The organism is Propioniciclava sp. LT432 (genome assembly GCF_059515965.1).
In genome coordinates, this window is sequence record NZ_JCAKNE010000007.1 from 22,871 (window position 1) to 38,412 (window position 15,542).

Here is a 15,542-nt window from a genome sequence, read left to right on the forward strand (position 1 = left end):
CATGCTTCCCATCACCGTCTGGGCACCGCACGCCGAGTCCGTCGAAGCCGTGCTGCCGCGTGCGACCGGTGACGAGACCGGGGGCCCGGCGACGAATGAGTCCCTCAGCCTGGTCGCCCAGGGTGACGGGTACTGGACGATCGACCTCCCCGTCGGCACCGATTACCTGCTGAGTGTCGACGGCCGTGAGCCCCGTCCCGACCCGCGCAGCGCCCGGCAGCCCCACGGCGTCCACGGCCCCAGCCGGGTCATCGACACGAGCGCCTTCGCCTGGACCGACGCCGCTTGGACCGGGCGGGAGGTCCTGGGGGGCGTGCTCTACGAGCTCCACGTCGGCACCTTCACCCCGGGCGGCACGCTGGACACCGCGATCGACCGCCTGGCCGACCTGGTCGACCTTGGCGTCGACACCGTCGAACTGATGCCGCTCGCCCCCTTCCCGGGCAACCATGGCTGGGGCTATGACGGGGTGTCGCTCTTTGCCGTCCACGAGGCCTACGGCGGCCCCGAGGCGCTCCAGCGCTTCGTGGACGCCGCGCACGCCCGGGGGCTGGCCGTCTGCCTCGACGTCGTCCACAACCACTTCGGCCCAGCCGGCAACTACGTCGCCGAGTTCGGCCCCTACTACACCTCCCGGCAGCAGACCCCGTGGGGCGCCGCGATCAACCTGGACGACGACGGCGCCGAGGGGGTGCGTGCGTTCCTCATCGAGAACGCGGTGCGCTGGTTCCGCGACTTCCACGTGGACGCCCTGCGCCTGGACGCGGTGCACGCCCTCAAGGACGGGTCCACGCCGCACCTGCTCACCGAGATCGCCGACGCGGTCGCCGAGCTCGAGGAGCAGACGGGCCGCCGGCTCACGCTCATCGCCGAGTCCGACCTCAACGACGTGTCGATGATCGCGCCGACACCCCGGGACGACCGGCGACCCGGCCCTGCCGGTCACGCCGCAGTCCCGGGGCATGGACGGACAGTGGGCCGACGACGTCCACCACGCCCTGCACAGTTGGCTGACCGGGGAGACCTTCGGCTACTACTGCGACTTCGGCAGCCCGGAGACCCTGGCCCACGCGTTCGCACACGTGTTCGTCCACGACGGGACGATGTCGACGTTCCGTGGGCGGGTGTGGGGCGCCCCCGTCCCCGACGAGGTCGACCGCCGCCGGTTCGTCACGTTCACCCAGAACCACGACCAGGTCGGCAACCGCGGCCTCGGCGACCGGCCCGACGAGCGGCTGGCCCCGGGTGCAGTGGCCGGTGGAGCCGCGCTGCTGCTCCTCTCCCCCTTCACCCCGATGTTGTTCCAGGGGCAGGAGTGGGGCACGCGGCGTCCGTTCCTGTACTTCAGCGACCACGATACCGAATTGGGCGAGCTCATCACCCGCGGACGCCAGCGCGAGTTCGCCCGCCATGGGTGGGCCGAGTTCTACGGCCCCGGCGTCGCGCTCCCCGACCCCCAGGACGTCGCGACGCTCGAGGCGTCCCGGCTGGACTGGGATGAGCGGGACGATCCCGGACACGCGGCGATGCTGGACTGGCACAGGACGCTGATCGCCCTCCGTCGCGAACACCTCGACCCCGGCCTGCCCGTGGCCACGGCGCACGCCGACGACTGGTTCGCCCTGACCCACGGTCCGCTGACGGTCATCGCCAGCCCGCGCAAGCCCGGCAACATCCCGGTCACCGGGGAACTGATCGCCACCTTCGGGGATGCCTCCTTGTCAGAGGGCCGCCTGCTCCTGCCCGCGGCGTCCGTCGCGGTGCTCAGGACCCGCGCGACCTAACATCGGAGAGGGCGTGGGGGGCGGGGTACCGTCCCCCCTGTGGAGCCGCCCGCTTCGACGAGGTCGGGGCAGGCTACGCTTGAGCAGGTCGATCCGCGTGCCACACGTGGGGAAGGAGGGGTCGGTGGGAGTCTTCGACAACCTCGAGCGCAAGCTCGAAGGTGCCGTCAACGGCGCCTTCGCCCGCGCCTTCAAGGGAGACGTCCAGCCCGTCGAGATCACCGCGCGACTCCAGAAGGAGTTGGACGCCGAGGCCCGGCTGCTCTCGCGGGAGCGCAAGCTGGTGCCCAACGACTTCACGATCGGGCTGTCCCGGCACGACTTCGACCGCTTGGTCCCCTACAGCCGCACCTTGAACTCCGACATCATCCCCCAGCTGCGTGAGTACGCCGCGAACGCCGGCTACGTCTTCAACGGGCCGGTCACCATCGCCTACCAGCTGGCCCCGGAGCTGCCGATCGGCCGCTTCACCGTGCTCAGCCAGGCGGTCGCGGCGGCCGCGACACCGGCGACCACCACCGCGATCCAGCGGGCCAGCCTGGTGCTGGAGGTCAACGGCATCCGCCACCCGCTCTCCCCGCCCGGTTTCACGCTGGGCCGCGGCACGGACGCGGACGTCCGCATCAACGACCCCGGCATCTCACGCCTACACGCGCGGGTGAGCGTCCGAGGGACCGACAGTGCTCCGGAGGTCACGATCGAGGACATGGGATCCACCAACGGCATCGTCGTGGACGGCCGTCGCGTCCAGTCGGCGCAGTTGCGGGACGGGTCCCGCGTCGAGCTCGGGAACACGCGGATGCTGGTCAAGTCCCCGGTGACCGATGTCTGAGCTCCTCGTCCTGGCCCTGAAGTTCGGGTTCCTCGCCCTGTTGTGGATCTTCATCCTCTTCACCGGCAACGTGATCCGCTCCGACCTGTTCGGCCGCAAGGTCCCCGCCGCCACCGCCGCCCCCGCTCCGGCCGCATCGTCGGCGCCCGCGCCGACAGCTGCGCCCTCGAGGCGGTTCTCGCGCCGTGGCGCGCCCCGCACCCCGACCACGCTGCGCATCACCAAGGGGGCCCAGGCGGGCCTGACCATGACGCTGGGTGACCACCTCAAGATCGGCCGCAGCAGCGACTGCCAGCTGATCCTCGACGACGACTACGTCTCGACGCGCCACGCGCGGATCTACCGCAGCGGGGACGGCTACCTCGTCGAGGACCTGGGCTCGACCAACGGCACCTACCTGAACAACGAGCGGCTCAGCTCGCCGGCACCGTTCGGCCCGCGCGACACGCTGCGCATCGGCCGGACACTGCTCGTCGTGGAGGCCTGAGCCCATGGCCCTCACCTTGGGGTACGACGCACACTCCGAGATCGGACTGGTCCGCAGCAACAACCAGGACTCGGCCTTCACCAGCCCCCACATGCTCATGGTGGCCGATGGCATGGGTGGCGCGGCCGCGGGTGACCTGGCCTCTGCGGTGGCTGTCTGGGAGCTCAAGAAGACCGACGAGGGTCTGGCCGGCCTCGTCGCCGCCGCCCGCGCTGAGCGACGCGCGTCCACCGAGGCGGCGGACGGGGCGCTCCACGACACGGACGCGATCCAGGTCGGGGACGCCGTCCCCCAGCTCGTGGACGAGGACGATCCCGGAGACCTGGTGGACGTCCTCACCGTCCTGGCCGGTGCGCTGACCCGCGCCAACGAGCGGCTGGTCGACCTGGTCGAGGACAACCCCGAACTGGCCGGCATGGGCACCACAGTGTGTGGCTTCGTCCTCGACCAGGACCGTCTCGCCGTCGTGAACATCGGCGACTCGCGCGCCTACCTCCTCCGCGATGGGGTCCTGCACCGGGTGACCCGCGACCACAGCTGGGTCCAGACGCTGGTGGATCAGGGGCGCCTCACGGAGGAGGAGGCGCTCGAGCACCCCCACCGCTCCCTGGTGCTGCGCGTCCTCAACGGCTCACCCCAGCACGAACCCGACCTCGGCTGGCTGGACGTCATGCCGGGGGATCGGCTGCTGGTGTGTTCCGACGGTCTGTGCGGCCTCGTCACGGACGCCGCCATCGCCTCGGTCGCCACGGCCGGCCTCCCGCGCAAGGAGACCATCGACAAGCTCGTCGACCTCGCCCACCGGGCCGGCGGCCACGACAACATCACGCTCGTCCTGGCGGACGTCGAGGTGGACGGGCCCCCGGGCCCCACCGTGATGATCGGGGCGGCTGCCACGGTGAGGCCCCCGGCGGGGCCTGAGCACACCGCCAAGCTGGTTCCGATCGAGGGAGAAGCCCTCGGTGAGGAAGCCCTGGAGCGTCCCATCACCGAGGACGAGCGCTACGCCCTGACGAGCCGCCGCCGGGCGTCGACCTGGGTGAAGTTCACGCTGGCCTTCCTGCTGCCTCTGGTCGTGCTCGCGGGCGGCGGCTTCGCCTGGTACTCCTACACCCAGACCCGGTACTTCATCGGCCCCGCGGAGGACACCGTGGGCCTCTATCGAGGGGTTCCCGACCGAATCCTCGGGTTCGACCTGTCCACGCGCCTGGAGACGGACGCCACGCGCATCGCGGACCTGCCGCCCTACTACGCCGCCAAGGTCCAGGGCACGATCCCCGTCGACGACCTGCCGACCGCCCACGCCACGCTGGACGAACTCCGCGAGAAGGCGAGCCAGTGCATCGCCCAGCGGGAGGCACGCGCCCGGGCGACCGCTCCGGCGCCGAGCCCCACGGCCATGCCCGGCCCCGCTCCCACGCCCGGCCCCGCTACCACGCCCGGCCCCTCGGCGACGCCCGACCCCTCAGCCACCCCGTCGTTCGGATCCATCGCCACCGCCACGCCCGCTCCGACCGCGACCCCCATCATTCCCCCGGAGGAGTGCTGACGTGGCCGAAGTCGTGGTCTACCGCCGCCGGACCGCCGTCTCGCTGCTGATGATGCTGTTCGCCCTCGCCGTGGGTGCCGGCGGCTATGTGCTGACGAGCCTCGACCAGAACGGCACGTTCCCGGCCGACTGGCTGATGACCGCTGGCCCCGTGTCGTTCGGGGGCCCCTGGTTCGTGGGTGTCACGGCCTGGTTCGTCATCGGCCTGGCCTGCTGGGGTGTCACGGCGTGGCGCCTGCCCTACGCCGACCCCCTGATCCTGCCCGTGGCGTTCCTGCTCACCGGTCTGGGCGTGTCCATGATCTACCGCCTCGACCAGGCCGACGGCAAGCACAGCGCCGAGCTGCAGATGCTCTGGCTCCTCCTGGCCGTCGCGGTCTACCTGGCCGTCGTCATCTGGCTCCGCGACCACCGGCGCCTCCAGCGCTACACCTACGTCTGGTTCCTCGTCGGCTTCCTCCTGCTGCTGTCCCCGCTGCTGCCGTTCCTCGGCAAGGAGAACCACGGCGCCCGGATCTGGATCTCGGTCGGGCAGTTCAGCTTCCAGCCGGCCGAGATCGCGCGCATCGTGCTGTCGATCGCCTTCGCCGCGTACCTGGTCGAGAAGAAGGACGTGTTGGCCATGGCCGGACGCCGCTTCCTCGGCATCGACTTCCCCCGCCCCCGCGACCTGGGGCCCATCCTGATCGCCTGGGGCTTCGCGCTGGTCATCCTCGTGTTCCAGAAGGACCTGGGCACCACCCTGCTGTTCTTCGGCCTGTTCGTCGCCATGCTCTACGTGGCCACGGAGCGGCCAAGTTGGGCCATCATCGGCACGTTGATGGTGATCGTCCTGGGGCTGGTGGGCTACAACGCCTTCGGCCACGTACGGACGCGCTTCGAGTCGTGGCTGAACCCCTTCAGCGACTACGACAAGAACCTGCAGGTCATCAGCGCCCAGTTCGGGTTCGCCTGGGGTGGGCTCTTCGGCACCGGTTGGGGCCAGGGCCGCCCCTACCTGACGCCCCTGGCGAAGAACGACTTCATCGCGGCGGCGCTCGGCGAGGAACTCGGACTCTTCGGCCTGTGCGCGGTCATCGTGCTCTTCGGCGTGATCGTCGCCCGACTGCTGCGTGCCGCGCTCGGCTCCGGTGAGGGCTTCGGCAAGTTGCTCGCCACGGGCCTGGCGTTCGTGTTCGCGCTCCAAGTGTTCGTGATCATCGGCGGCGTGACGCGCCTGCTCCCCCTCACCGGCCTGACAACGCCGTTCGTCTCCCAGGGCGGCAGTTCGCTGTTGTCGAACTTCCTGCTCCTCGGGCTGATGGTGACCATCACGCACCAGGTCCGTCGGCCCCCCGTGGAGCAGGCGGGAACGGGCGAGTACGTGTCCCTGTCCTCCGACGCCACCCAGGCCATGCCCGCCGTGGTGGCAGCCAGGCCGGGGAACGCGGCCGCCCCGGACGCACCGCGTCCGGACCCGGCGGAGTTCGGCGCGGACGGGCCGGACCCCCTGCCGGCCTCGCCGCCGTCGGCCCCCCGAACGGACGGGGCACCCTCGTGAACGGGCCCATCCGCCGCGTGTCGGTCGTCGTCATGCTGCTGTTCCTGGCGCTCATGCTGAACGCCTCCTACAGCTACGTGTTCCGGACCGAGTCCCTGACCTCCGACCCGGCCAACCGGCGCGTCCGGGACGCCCAGTTCGGCACCGACCGGGGGGACATCCTGGTCGGGAACACGCCGATCGTCACGTCGACCCCGGTGGAGGACCGCTACCAGTTCCAGCGCTCGTACCAGCAGGGACCGCTGTACGCCGGGGTCACCGGCCACTACTCGTTCCTCTACGGCGGGGCGGGCCTGGAGCGCAGCTACTCGAGCGAACTCGCGGGCACCGCCGACGCGCAGGTGCTGCAGAACCTCGTGGACGCCGCGACCGGCAAGCGGCCCCAGGGTGCCAGCCTCCAGACGACCCTGGACGCCCGGGCCCAGCAGGCCGCGGCCAAGGCGCTCGGCGACCGGCCCGGCGCGGTGGTTGCCCTCGACTACAAGACGGGCGGAGTGCTGGCGATGGTCACCTCGCCGACGTACGATCCGGGCGCCTTGGCCTCCCACGACCTGGCGGCGACGCAGCAGGCCTGGCAGCAGCTGAACGAAGACCGCGCCAACCCGCTCACCAACCGGGCCGTCCGCGAGGTGTACCCGCCCGGATCGACGTTCAAGCTCGTCGTCAGCGCGGCCGCGCTGGAGTCCGGCATGACCCCCGACACCACCGTCGCCTCCCCGGCCACGCTCCGCCTGCCGAACTCGACGTTCGAGATGACGTACAACTGCGGCGGTGAGCAGATCTCCCTGCGCCAGGCGCTGCAGGTCTCGTGCAACACGGCCTACGCGTTGCTCGGGGACCAACTCGGGGCGGACGCGCTGCGCCGCCAGGCGGAGAAGTTCGGCTTCGGGCAGCCCGTCATGCCGGAGCTCTACGGTGTGGCCTCACGATTCCCGGCCTCGCCGGACCGCGCCCAGACGATGCTGAGCTCCATCGGTGGCTTCGACGTCGCCGCCACCCCCCTGCAGATGGCGATGGTCGTCGCGGGCATCGCCAACGACGGGGTCGTGATGGAGCCACACGTCGTGAGCCAGGTCCGCGGCGCCGACCTGAACGTCATCAGCACGTTCGCTCCCCGCCCGCTGTCGACCGCGATGTCCCCGGCCAACGCCCGGTCGCTGCAGGACATGATGGTGAGCGTGGTCGAGAACGGGACCGGGCGCCGCGCGCAGATCCCGGGCGTCCGCGTCGGTGGCAAGACCGGTACCGCCGTGACCGCGTCCGCCGGGAGCGGCTCGACGCGGGTACCGTACGCATGGTTCGTGGCGTTCGCGGAGGACCCGGCGATCGCCGTCGCGGTGTTCGTCCAGGACGCCGGCGTGGACGGTTCCGACATCTCGGGCGGCCGGTACGCCGCACCGATCGCCCAAGCCGTGATAGAGGCAGTCCGATGACCGACGAGCACATTCCCCGTAGGGCCAAGCCTGGTCCGAACGGGTCCGCGCAGGACCGGGACCCCACGGGCCCCGGTCGGCACAGCAGGGAGGGCAACATGACCGACCAACCCAGGATCCTGGGTGGCCGCTACGAAATGGGCCGGGTCATCGGCCGGGGAGGCATGGCCCTGGTCAGCCAGGCCCGCGACCTCCGGCTCGGGCGCGAGGTCGCCGTCAAGGAGCTGCGCATCGACCTGGCCAGCGATCCGACGTTCCAGGCCCGCTTCCGCCGTGAGGCCCAGGCCGCCGCCGGGCTGAACCACCCGAACATCGTCTCGGTCTACGACACGGGCGAGGAGGTGGACCCGCAGTCGCAGACCGCGGTGCCCTTCATCGTCATGGAGCTCGTCGAGGGGCGCACCCTGCGCGACATCCTGCGCGACGGCCGCAAGATCCTCCCCCAGCGGGCGCTGGAGTTCACCGCCGGCGTCCTCGAGGCGCTCGCCTACAGCCACAAGGCCGGCATCATCCACCGGGACATCAAGCCGGCCAACGTGATGCTGACCTCCACCGGCCGGGTCAAGGTGATGGACTTCGGCATCGCCCGCGCGGTCGCCGACACGTCCTCCACCATGACCCAGACGGCCGCCGTGATCGGCACCGCCCAGTACCTCTCGCCCGAGCAGGCCCGCGGCGAGACCGTCGACACCCGCTCCGACATCTACTCCACCGGCTGCCTCATGTACGAGCTGCTGACCAGCCGGCCGCCGTTCCAGGGTGACTCCCCCGTGTCGGTGGCCTACCAGCACGTCCGCGAGCAACCCGTGCCGCCGTCGCAGATCGACCCCGAGATCACGGCCCCGATGGACGCCGTCGTGCTCAAGGCGCTGGCGAAGGATCCGGACGACCGGTACGCCACCGCCGGCGAGATGCGCGACGACGTCAACCGCATCCTCGGCGGCCAGCGGGTCAGCGCGACGCTCCCCCCGCCCGTCCCACCGCTCACGGCCGACCCCGCCGCGTCCGCCGCGACGGCCGTGCTCCCGGTGGGGGCCGCCGCCATGGCCGAGGCGCCCGCCGCCCAGACCCTGGGTGGGGCCGGGACGCTGGGCGGCGTCCCGGCGACGGACGCCACGATGGGCACGGGGGCGATGGCCCCGGTCCCACCGCAGAAGCGCACCCGCGCGGGGTTGTGGTGGACGATCGCGATCGTGGCCCTCCTGCTCGTCGGGCTGGTGGCCGGTTGGCAGCTCCTGCTCCGCAATCAGGAGCCCACGATCAAGGAGGTGACCGTCCCGGCCGGGTTGATCAACGCGACAGAGGCGACGGCGACCGCCATGCTGAACGATGTCAACCTCCGGGCCAAGGTCACGACCGAGGAGACACCGGACGCCACGACGGTGGGTCGCGTGTTGCGCACGAATCCGCTGGCCGGTACCACGGTGCCGGAAGGCAGTGAGGTGCTCCTGGTGGTCAACGCCGGGCCGAAGATGGTCACCGTCCCCTCGGGCCTCCTCGGCATGAAACAGGAGGACGCGCTCAAGCTCCTCACCGCGGCGGGCCTCACCGGCCGGCCCGTGGAGGCCAACGACGAGGACAAGAGCGCCGTCAAGGGCAGCGTCATCAAGGTGGCTCCCGACGAGGGCACCTCGATCCCGGCGACCCAGGTCGTCACGCTCACGGTCGCCACCGGCAAGAGCCGGCTGCCCTCCATGGTCGGCATGACCCGCGAGCAGGCCACCGAAGAGGCCGCCAAGTACGGGTTCACGAACCTGACCTTCCAGCCGGACAACGGCACCACCGTGCTCCGCACCGATCCGCAGGCGCTGTCGCTGGTCGACCGCACCACCAAGATCACCGTGTTCATGGAGGCACCGGTCCCGTCCCCGACGCCGGAGCCGACTCAGACCACGCCCACCCCCCAACCGACCAAGACCACGCAGGCGGCCTCGCCGTCGCCGAACCCGTCGGCCACCCCCTGACCGACGAACGACCCGGGCGTCGGCAGTAAGCTGACGCCACCCTCAGCAAGCAGGAGTGAAGCACCGTGCCGGAGTCCAGGAGCCGCAAGCAGGCCGACGACAAGAAGAGGGCGGCCCGCAAGGCCGCCGTCGCCGAGGAGCGCGACGAGAAGAAGCGCCTCGGCAAGGCGGGCCTCACCGAGCACCGCGGTTGGGTGGTGCCCACGTTCGTCACCTTGATGCTGCTCGGCGTCATCTGGCTGGTCGTGTGGTACCTGACCGCCGCCACGGGGGTCTACGTGCCGGGCATGAGCGACATCGGCAACTGGAACCTGCTGGTCGCCATGGTCCTCATGGGTGGGTCCTTCGCCGTGGCGACGCTCTGGAAGTAGCGATCCACCAGGGAGGCCGGCATGGACACCGCTGAGCGGCTGCGACGGGCCCGGGACAGGGCCCGTGAGACGCGCGGTCCCCTGAGGGTGGCCAGCGTCATCGTGTGCGTGCTCGCCGGTTTCATGATGGCCACCAGCGCCCTGGCCTCGCGGGGCAACGACCTGCGCCCCGCCCGCACCACCCAACTCGCCTCCCTCGTCCAGGAGGAGGCCGACCGGGCCGATCGACTCGCCCGAACCGCCGCCGACCTCAGGGCCGAGGTGGACGCCCTCACGCGTGAGCGCGGGTCAGCTGGGGGCGGGCCCGCGGCGTCCGATCTGGGCGCGGCGGCGGAGCGTGCCGACTCGGTCGCGGTGACGGGACCGGCGGTGACCGTGGTCCTGACCGATGCGCCGGCGTCCGTCCAACCCGCCGGCGTGGACGCCGACCTGCTGGTCGTGCACCAGCAGGACATCCAGGCGGTCGTGAACGCCCTGTGGGCCGGCGGCGCCGAGGCGATGACCATCCAGGGCCAGCGCGTCTCGTCCCGGACGGGCATCAAGTGCGTGGGCAACACCGTCGTCCTCCACGGGGTGCCCTACGCGCCGCCGTACCGGATCACGGCGATCGGCGACACGTCCCGGCTCGAGCGGAGCCTCCGGGACAGCGACTACCTGCGGATGTACCGCCAGTACGTGGACGCCTACCGCCTGGGTTACGAGGTGTCGCGGCAGGCGAAGGTGGAGATGCCGGCCTACACCGGCCCGGCCGAGTTCACCCACGCCCTCGTCCCCCGCCGGTGAGGCCCGTGGCTGGCCCGCTCGGCGGACGTTCGGCGACAATGGCCCCATGACCCGGATCCTCGTCGTCGACAACTACGACTCCTTCGTGTGGAACATCGTCAGCTACCTGGCCCAGATCGGTGCCGAGGTGGACGTGTGGCGCAACGACGACGAACGGTTCTCGACGCAGGGGTGGGCCGACGCGTACGACGGCATCCTGCTCTCCCCCGGCCCCGGCACGCCCGAGGACGCCGGCGTCAGCATCCAGGTGGTGCGCGAGCAGGCGGGACGGGTCCCGATCTTCGGGGTGTGCCTCGGCCTGCAGTCGATCGCGGTGGCGTACGGCGCCGTCGTCGACCGGGCCCCGGAGTTGCTGCACGGCAAGACCTCGCTTGTCCACCATGATGGGCGCGGCGTCTTCGCGGGACTGCCCAACCCCTTCACGGCGACGCGCTACCACTCGCTCGCCATCGAGCCCGACACGCTCCCCGACGACCTCGAGGTGTCGGCCCGGACCGACTCCGGCGTGATCATGGCCGTCCGGCACCGGGAGCTGCCGATCGAGTGCGTCCAGTTCCACCCGGAGTCGGTGCTCACCGAGGGTGGCTACCAGATGTTGGCCAACTGGCTCGCGGCCTGCGGCGACACGGACGCCCCCGCCCGCGCGGCCGGGTTGGCCCCGCTGATGGCGGTCACCATCACCGGGGCCTGACCCCCCAGCCTGGGGCTTCAGCCCTGCGGCTTCAGCAGCGGGAACAGGATCGTCTCGCGGATGCCCCGGTTGGTGAACAACATCACCAGGCGGTCCACGCCCATGCCGAGGCCACCCATCGGGGGCGCACCGAACTCGAGCGCGTTGAGGAAGTCCTCGTCCAGCTGCATCGCCTCGGGATCCCCCTTGGCGGCCAGCAGCGACTGCTCGGTGAACCGCTCCCGCTGGATGACGGGATCGATCAGCTCCGAGAAGCCCGTGCCGCGCTCCATGCCGCCGATGATGAGGTCCCAAGCCTCGATCAGGCCGGGCTTCGTCCGGTGCGGGCGGGCCAGGGGCTGGGCGATGGCCGGGTAGTCGCACACGAACGTCGGCTGGAGCAGCGACTTCTCGACGATCTCGCCGAACAACTCGACGATCAGCTTGTCCGTGCCCCACGCCGGGTTGTATTCGACCTCGTGCCGGTCGGCCAGGGAGCGCAGGTGCGCGACCGGGGTGTCGAGGGTGATCTCCTCGCCGGCGGCGTCCGAGAGCCCGTCGAGGACCGGCAGCCAGCGCCACTCGCCGTCCAGGTCGATCACACCCGCCTCGGTCTCGATCTGGCGGGAGCCCACGGCGTCCGCGGCGTCGAGGATGACCTGCTTCTGGACGGCGGCGATGCCGGCCTGGTCCGTCCACGCCTGGTAGGCCTCGAGCATGGTGAACTCGGCGCTGTGCGTGGAGTCGATGCCCTCGTTGCGGAAGATCCGGCCCATCTCGTACACCTTGTCGGTGCCGCCGACCATCGCGCGCTTGAGGTACAGCTCGAGCGCGATGCGCAGTGTCATGTCGATGTCGAACGCGTTCAGGTGCGTCTGGAACGGACGCGCCGCCGCGCCACCGTGGATGAGTTGCAACGTGGGCGTCTCGACCTCGATGAAGCCGAGGCGGTGCAGGGTCTCGCGGATGCTGCGGGTGATCGTCGCGCGGGTGCGCACCATCGCCCGCGCCTCGTCGCGGACCACCATGTCGGCGTAGCGCTGGCGGACACGCGCCTCCTCCGACAGGTCCTTGTGCAGCGTCGGCATGGGGCGCAGCGCCTTGGACGCCAGCATCCAGTCGGTGGCCATGATCGACAGTTCCCCGCGCTTGGACGCGATGACCCGCCCGGTCACGGACACGAAGTCACCGAGGTCGGTGTCGGCCTTCCACGCGTCGAGGGAGTCCTGGCCCACCTCGGCCAGGCTCAGCATGACCTGCAGGCGGTCGCCGTCCGCGTCGGGCGTGAACTGGTCGGCCAGCGTGGCGAAGCACAGCTTGCCCGTGTTCCGCTGGAACATGATGCGGCCGGCGACGCTGACGACCACGTCGGTCTCCTCGCCCGCGGCCAGGTCGCCCCACTGGGCGCGCACCTCGGCCAGACCGTGCGTGCGGGGCACCTCGACCGGGTACGGCTGGCGTCCCTCGGCCAGCAGCCGCTCGCGCTTGGCCAGGCGCACCTGCACCTGCTCGGAGACGGACGGCTGGGGTGCGGCGGACGCCGCGCGCTGCTGGGAATCACTCACCCGGACAGCCTATCGAGAACCGCCCGCTCCCCCGACCGGGGTTGCCGTGCGACGGGTGCCGTGCGACGGGTCGCCGGTCGGACGACCTACGCTGACACCGTGCTGATCACCCGCCGCGCCGTGTTGCTGGGGGCCCTGGGGCTGGGGGCGTCCCTCCTCGGCGGCTGCACCGCCTCGCAGGCCCCCTCGCCGTCCGCGCCGCCGGTCCCCCCGTCGCCCTCTCCCACGCCGACGCCGACGCCGACGCCCGAGCCGACCCCGTCCGTCAGCCCCACACCCACGGACCCGCTCCCCGCGGGGCCCTTCACCGCACTCCTCCTCGGGACGGACACCTGGGAGGACCCGACGCGCGGGCGTCCGGACGCGATCATCCTCGCCCAGCTGTCCGCCGACCGCACGCACCTGGCGCTCGTCTCGATCGCGCGCGACTCGTGGGTCCCGATCGACGGCGGACGCGGGGGCAAGATCAACTCCGCGTACGGCGGCGACGTGGACCGGATGACGCGGACGGTCTCGGCCCTGCTCGGCGGCCTGCCGATCCACGCGACCGCGTTGACCGGGTTCGCGGGCTACGACGCGATCGTCCGGTCGCTGGGCGGGTTCACCGTCGAGAACGCGATCACCTCGACGTTCGTGGATCCGAACAACGGGCGGGTGTCGCACTTCCCCGCCGGCACGATCACCCTCTCGCCGGAGGACTGGCTGGTGTACGCCCGCCAGCGCAAGGAACTCCCCCGCGGTGACCTCGACCGGGCCGCGCGGCACCGCGCGATCCTGACGGGCATCGGACGCCGCCTGCGCGACCTCGCGACGTCGGATCCGGGCGGCCTGGCCGGGGTCGCCCAGGCCGTGGCCCAGCACGTCCACTTCACCGGTGCCCTCTCCCCTGCAACCGCCCTGGCGCTCGCCCCGTTCGCGAGCGGGGTGGACGTCGACTCCGTCACCAGCCTCCTCGTCCCCGTCGCGGGGTTCGGCACCCGCGGCAGCCAGTCGGTCACGCTGGTGGACGCCGCCAAGACCGCCGAGCTGGCCGCTGCCCTGGCGTCCGGCGACGTGCGGGCGTACGCCGCCCAGCACGCCGACGACCCGGCCCGCCGCTGAGGCGCGTCCCGGCCCTCCCTCCACCTCGGGAGCACGCCGGGACTAGGGTTTGACTGCACACTCGTTCGACCAAGGAGCCCTGCATGTCCGAGACACCTGCGACCCTCGTCATCCTCGGAGCGTCGGGCGACCTCACCCAGCGGCTGCTCCTGCCCGGTCTCGGCACGCTGCTCCGCGCCCGCCCCGGCCTCGACGTCCGGCTCGTCGGCGCGGCGTACGACGGGCTGGGCGACGAGGAGTGGCGCCGGCGCGTCCGCGAGGCCCTGATGGAAGGCGGCTGCAAGAACGCCCAGGCCGCGCGGCTGGCGTCCGAGACGACGTTCCACCAGATCGACGTGACGAACGCGGACGCCATGGGCTCGCTGCTGGGCGAACTCGAGGAGGAGGGGCGTCCGATCGTCCTGTACTTCGCGCTGCCGCCGGCGATCAGCCAGAAGGCCTGCGAGGCCCTCTCCACGCTCGACCTGCCCGCCGGGCTGCGCCTCGCGATCGAGAAGCCGTTCGGCTCCAGCCTCGAGTCGGCGCGCGCCTTCAACGCGTTGCTCACGAAACTGGTCCCGGAGGAGCAGATCTTCCGCGTCGACCACTACCTCGGCAAGGCGACGGTGCTGAACCTGCTCGGGCTGCGTTTCGGCAATCGCATCTTCGAGCCCGTGTGGAACAACGCCAACATCGAGCGCGTCGAGATCATCACCGACGAGCAACTGGCCCTCGAGGGCCGCGCCGGCTACTACGACCGGGCCGGCGCCCTGAAGGACATGATCCAGTCCCACCTCATGCTGGTCATGGCGATCTTCGCCATGGAGGAGCCGTCCACCATCGACGCGCTCGAACTCCGCGACCTGATGGTGCACACGCTGCGCTCCACCCGGGTGTGGGAGGGGGAGGACCAGGTCGCCTCCCGCCGCGCCCGCTACACGGCCGGCTCCATCGACGGACGCCAGGTGCCGAACTACGCCGACGAGGAGGGCGTCGACCCGGGCAACCAGACCGAGACCCTCGCCGAGGTGACCCTGCAGATCTGCAACGCGCGGTGGGCGGGGGTTCCGTTCCGGCTGCGCAGCGGCAAGGCGCTGGGCGACGGGTTCCGCGGCATCGTGGTGAAGTTCAAGCCGCTGCATTACCAGCCGAAGGGGTTCCGGAGCACGGCCGCGCCGAACCTGATGATCATCGGCATCGCCCCGGAGACCATCTCCCTGTCGATCTCCACCAATGCGGAGGGCGACCGGTGGGACTTCGAGCAGACCACCTTGTCGGCGAGCCTGTCCCAGTCCCCCGTCCGGCCGTACGGCGAAATCCTGGACGGCATCCTCACCGGCGACCCGCTGCTGTCTGTGCGGGGCGACGTCGCCGAGGAGTGCTGGCGCATCCTCACGCCGGTGTTCGAGTCCTGGGCCGACGGGAGCGTCCCGCTGGACGAGTACCCCGCCGGCTCGTACGGCCCCTCCGAGTGGAACTGAGGC

13 protein-coding genes and 1 pseudogene are annotated in these 15,542 nt (G+C 71.3%); 13 read left to right on the top strand and 1 reads right to left on the bottom strand.

What is annotated here, in order from left to right:
- Window position 1: 1 nt before the first annotated feature.
- The 11 genes and pseudogenes from AC5YDV_RS04975 to AC5YDV_RS05025 all read left to right on the top strand — a co-directional run.
- Window positions 2–550, top strand: a pseudogene (locus tag AC5YDV_RS04975) (malto-oligosyltrehalose trehalohydrolase); the annotation flags it as partial.
- A 412-nt stretch (window positions 551–962) separates the two neighbouring features.
- Window positions 963–1,784: an alpha-amylase family glycosyl hydrolase gene (locus AC5YDV_RS04980; RefSeq protein ID WP_496182334.1), complete on the top strand. Its 822-nt coding sequence runs from the start codon at window positions 963–965 to the stop codon at window positions 1,782–1,784.
- A gap of 124 nt (window positions 1,785–1,908) precedes the next feature.
- On the top strand, window positions 1,909–2,616 hold the full coding sequence (locus AC5YDV_RS04985; protein ID WP_496182228.1) for an FHA domain-containing protein: 708 nt from the start codon (window positions 1,909–1,911) through the stop codon (window positions 2,614–2,616).
- Window positions 2,609–3,103, top strand: a complete 495-nt coding sequence (locus tag AC5YDV_RS04990) for an FHA domain-containing protein FhaB/FipA (RefSeq protein WP_496182229.1) — start codon at window positions 2,609–2,611, stop codon at window positions 3,101–3,103. The genes AC5YDV_RS04985 and AC5YDV_RS04990 overlap by 8 nt, the downstream gene beginning before the upstream one ends.
- Window positions 3,104–3,107: 4 nt before the next feature.
- Window positions 3,108–4,652: a PP2C family protein-serine/threonine phosphatase gene (locus AC5YDV_RS04995; protein ID WP_496182230.1), complete on the top strand. Its 1,545-nt coding sequence runs from the start codon at window positions 3,108–3,110 to the stop codon at window positions 4,650–4,652.
- A gap of 49 nt (window positions 4,653–4,701) precedes the next feature.
- Window positions 4,702–6,192: an FtsW/RodA/SpoVE family cell cycle protein gene (locus tag AC5YDV_RS05000; RefSeq protein WP_496182326.1), complete on the top strand. Its 1,491-nt coding sequence runs from the start codon at window positions 4,702–4,704 to the stop codon at window positions 6,190–6,192.
- The gene (locus AC5YDV_RS05005; protein ID WP_496182231.1) at window positions 6,189–7,625 is read left to right on the top strand and encodes a peptidoglycan D,D-transpeptidase FtsI family protein; all 1,437 of its coding nucleotides are present in this window, start codon (window positions 6,189–6,191) and stop codon (window positions 7,623–7,625) included. The genes AC5YDV_RS05000 and AC5YDV_RS05005 overlap by 4 nt, the downstream gene beginning before the upstream one ends.
- Before the next feature lie 98 nt (window positions 7,626–7,723).
- A complete protein-coding gene (pknB, locus tag AC5YDV_RS05010; protein WP_496182232.1) occupies window positions 7,724–9,589 on the top strand; it encodes a Stk1 family PASTA domain-containing Ser/Thr kinase in 1,866 nt (621 codons plus the stop codon).
- A gap of 65 nt (window positions 9,590–9,654) precedes the next feature.
- The gene (locus AC5YDV_RS05015) at window positions 9,655–9,960 is read left to right on the top strand and encodes a cell division protein CrgA (protein ID WP_496182233.1); all 306 of its coding nucleotides are present in this window, start codon (window positions 9,655–9,657) and stop codon (window positions 9,958–9,960) included.
- Window positions 9,961–9,981: 21 nt separating this feature from the next.
- Window positions 9,982–10,743, top strand: coding sequence for a DUF881 domain-containing protein (locus AC5YDV_RS05020; RefSeq protein ID WP_496182234.1), 762 nt, complete (start codon window positions 9,982–9,984; stop codon window positions 10,741–10,743).
- Window positions 10,744–10,789: 46 nt separating this feature from the next.
- A complete protein-coding gene (locus tag AC5YDV_RS05025; RefSeq protein ID WP_496182235.1) occupies window positions 10,790–11,434 on the top strand; it encodes an aminodeoxychorismate/anthranilate synthase component II in 645 nt (214 codons plus the stop codon).
- 17 nt (window positions 11,435–11,451) lie between these two features.
- Here the strand turns inward: AC5YDV_RS05025 and lysS are convergent, their stop codons facing one another.
- Window positions 11,452–12,918, bottom strand: coding sequence for a lysine--tRNA ligase (lysS, locus tag AC5YDV_RS05030; RefSeq protein WP_496182327.1), 1,467 nt, complete (start codon window positions 12,916–12,918; stop codon window positions 11,452–11,454).
- Between the two features lie 159 nt (window positions 12,919–13,077).
- Here lysS and AC5YDV_RS05035 point away from each other — a divergent pair, with 159 nt between their 5' ends.
- Both AC5YDV_RS05035 and AC5YDV_RS05040 read left to right on the top strand, forming a co-directional pair.
- Window positions 13,078–14,079: an LCP family protein gene (locus AC5YDV_RS05035; protein ID WP_496182236.1), complete on the top strand. Its 1,002-nt coding sequence runs from the start codon at window positions 13,078–13,080 to the stop codon at window positions 14,077–14,079.
- A gap of 83 nt (window positions 14,080–14,162) precedes the next feature.
- Window positions 14,163–15,539 carry a glucose-6-phosphate dehydrogenase gene (locus AC5YDV_RS05040; protein WP_496182237.1) on the top strand — a complete coding sequence of 459 codons (1,377 nt, stop codon included), beginning with the start codon at window positions 14,163–14,165 and terminating at the stop codon, window positions 15,537–15,539.
- The last annotated feature ends 3 nt before the right edge of the window (window positions 15,540–15,542 follow it).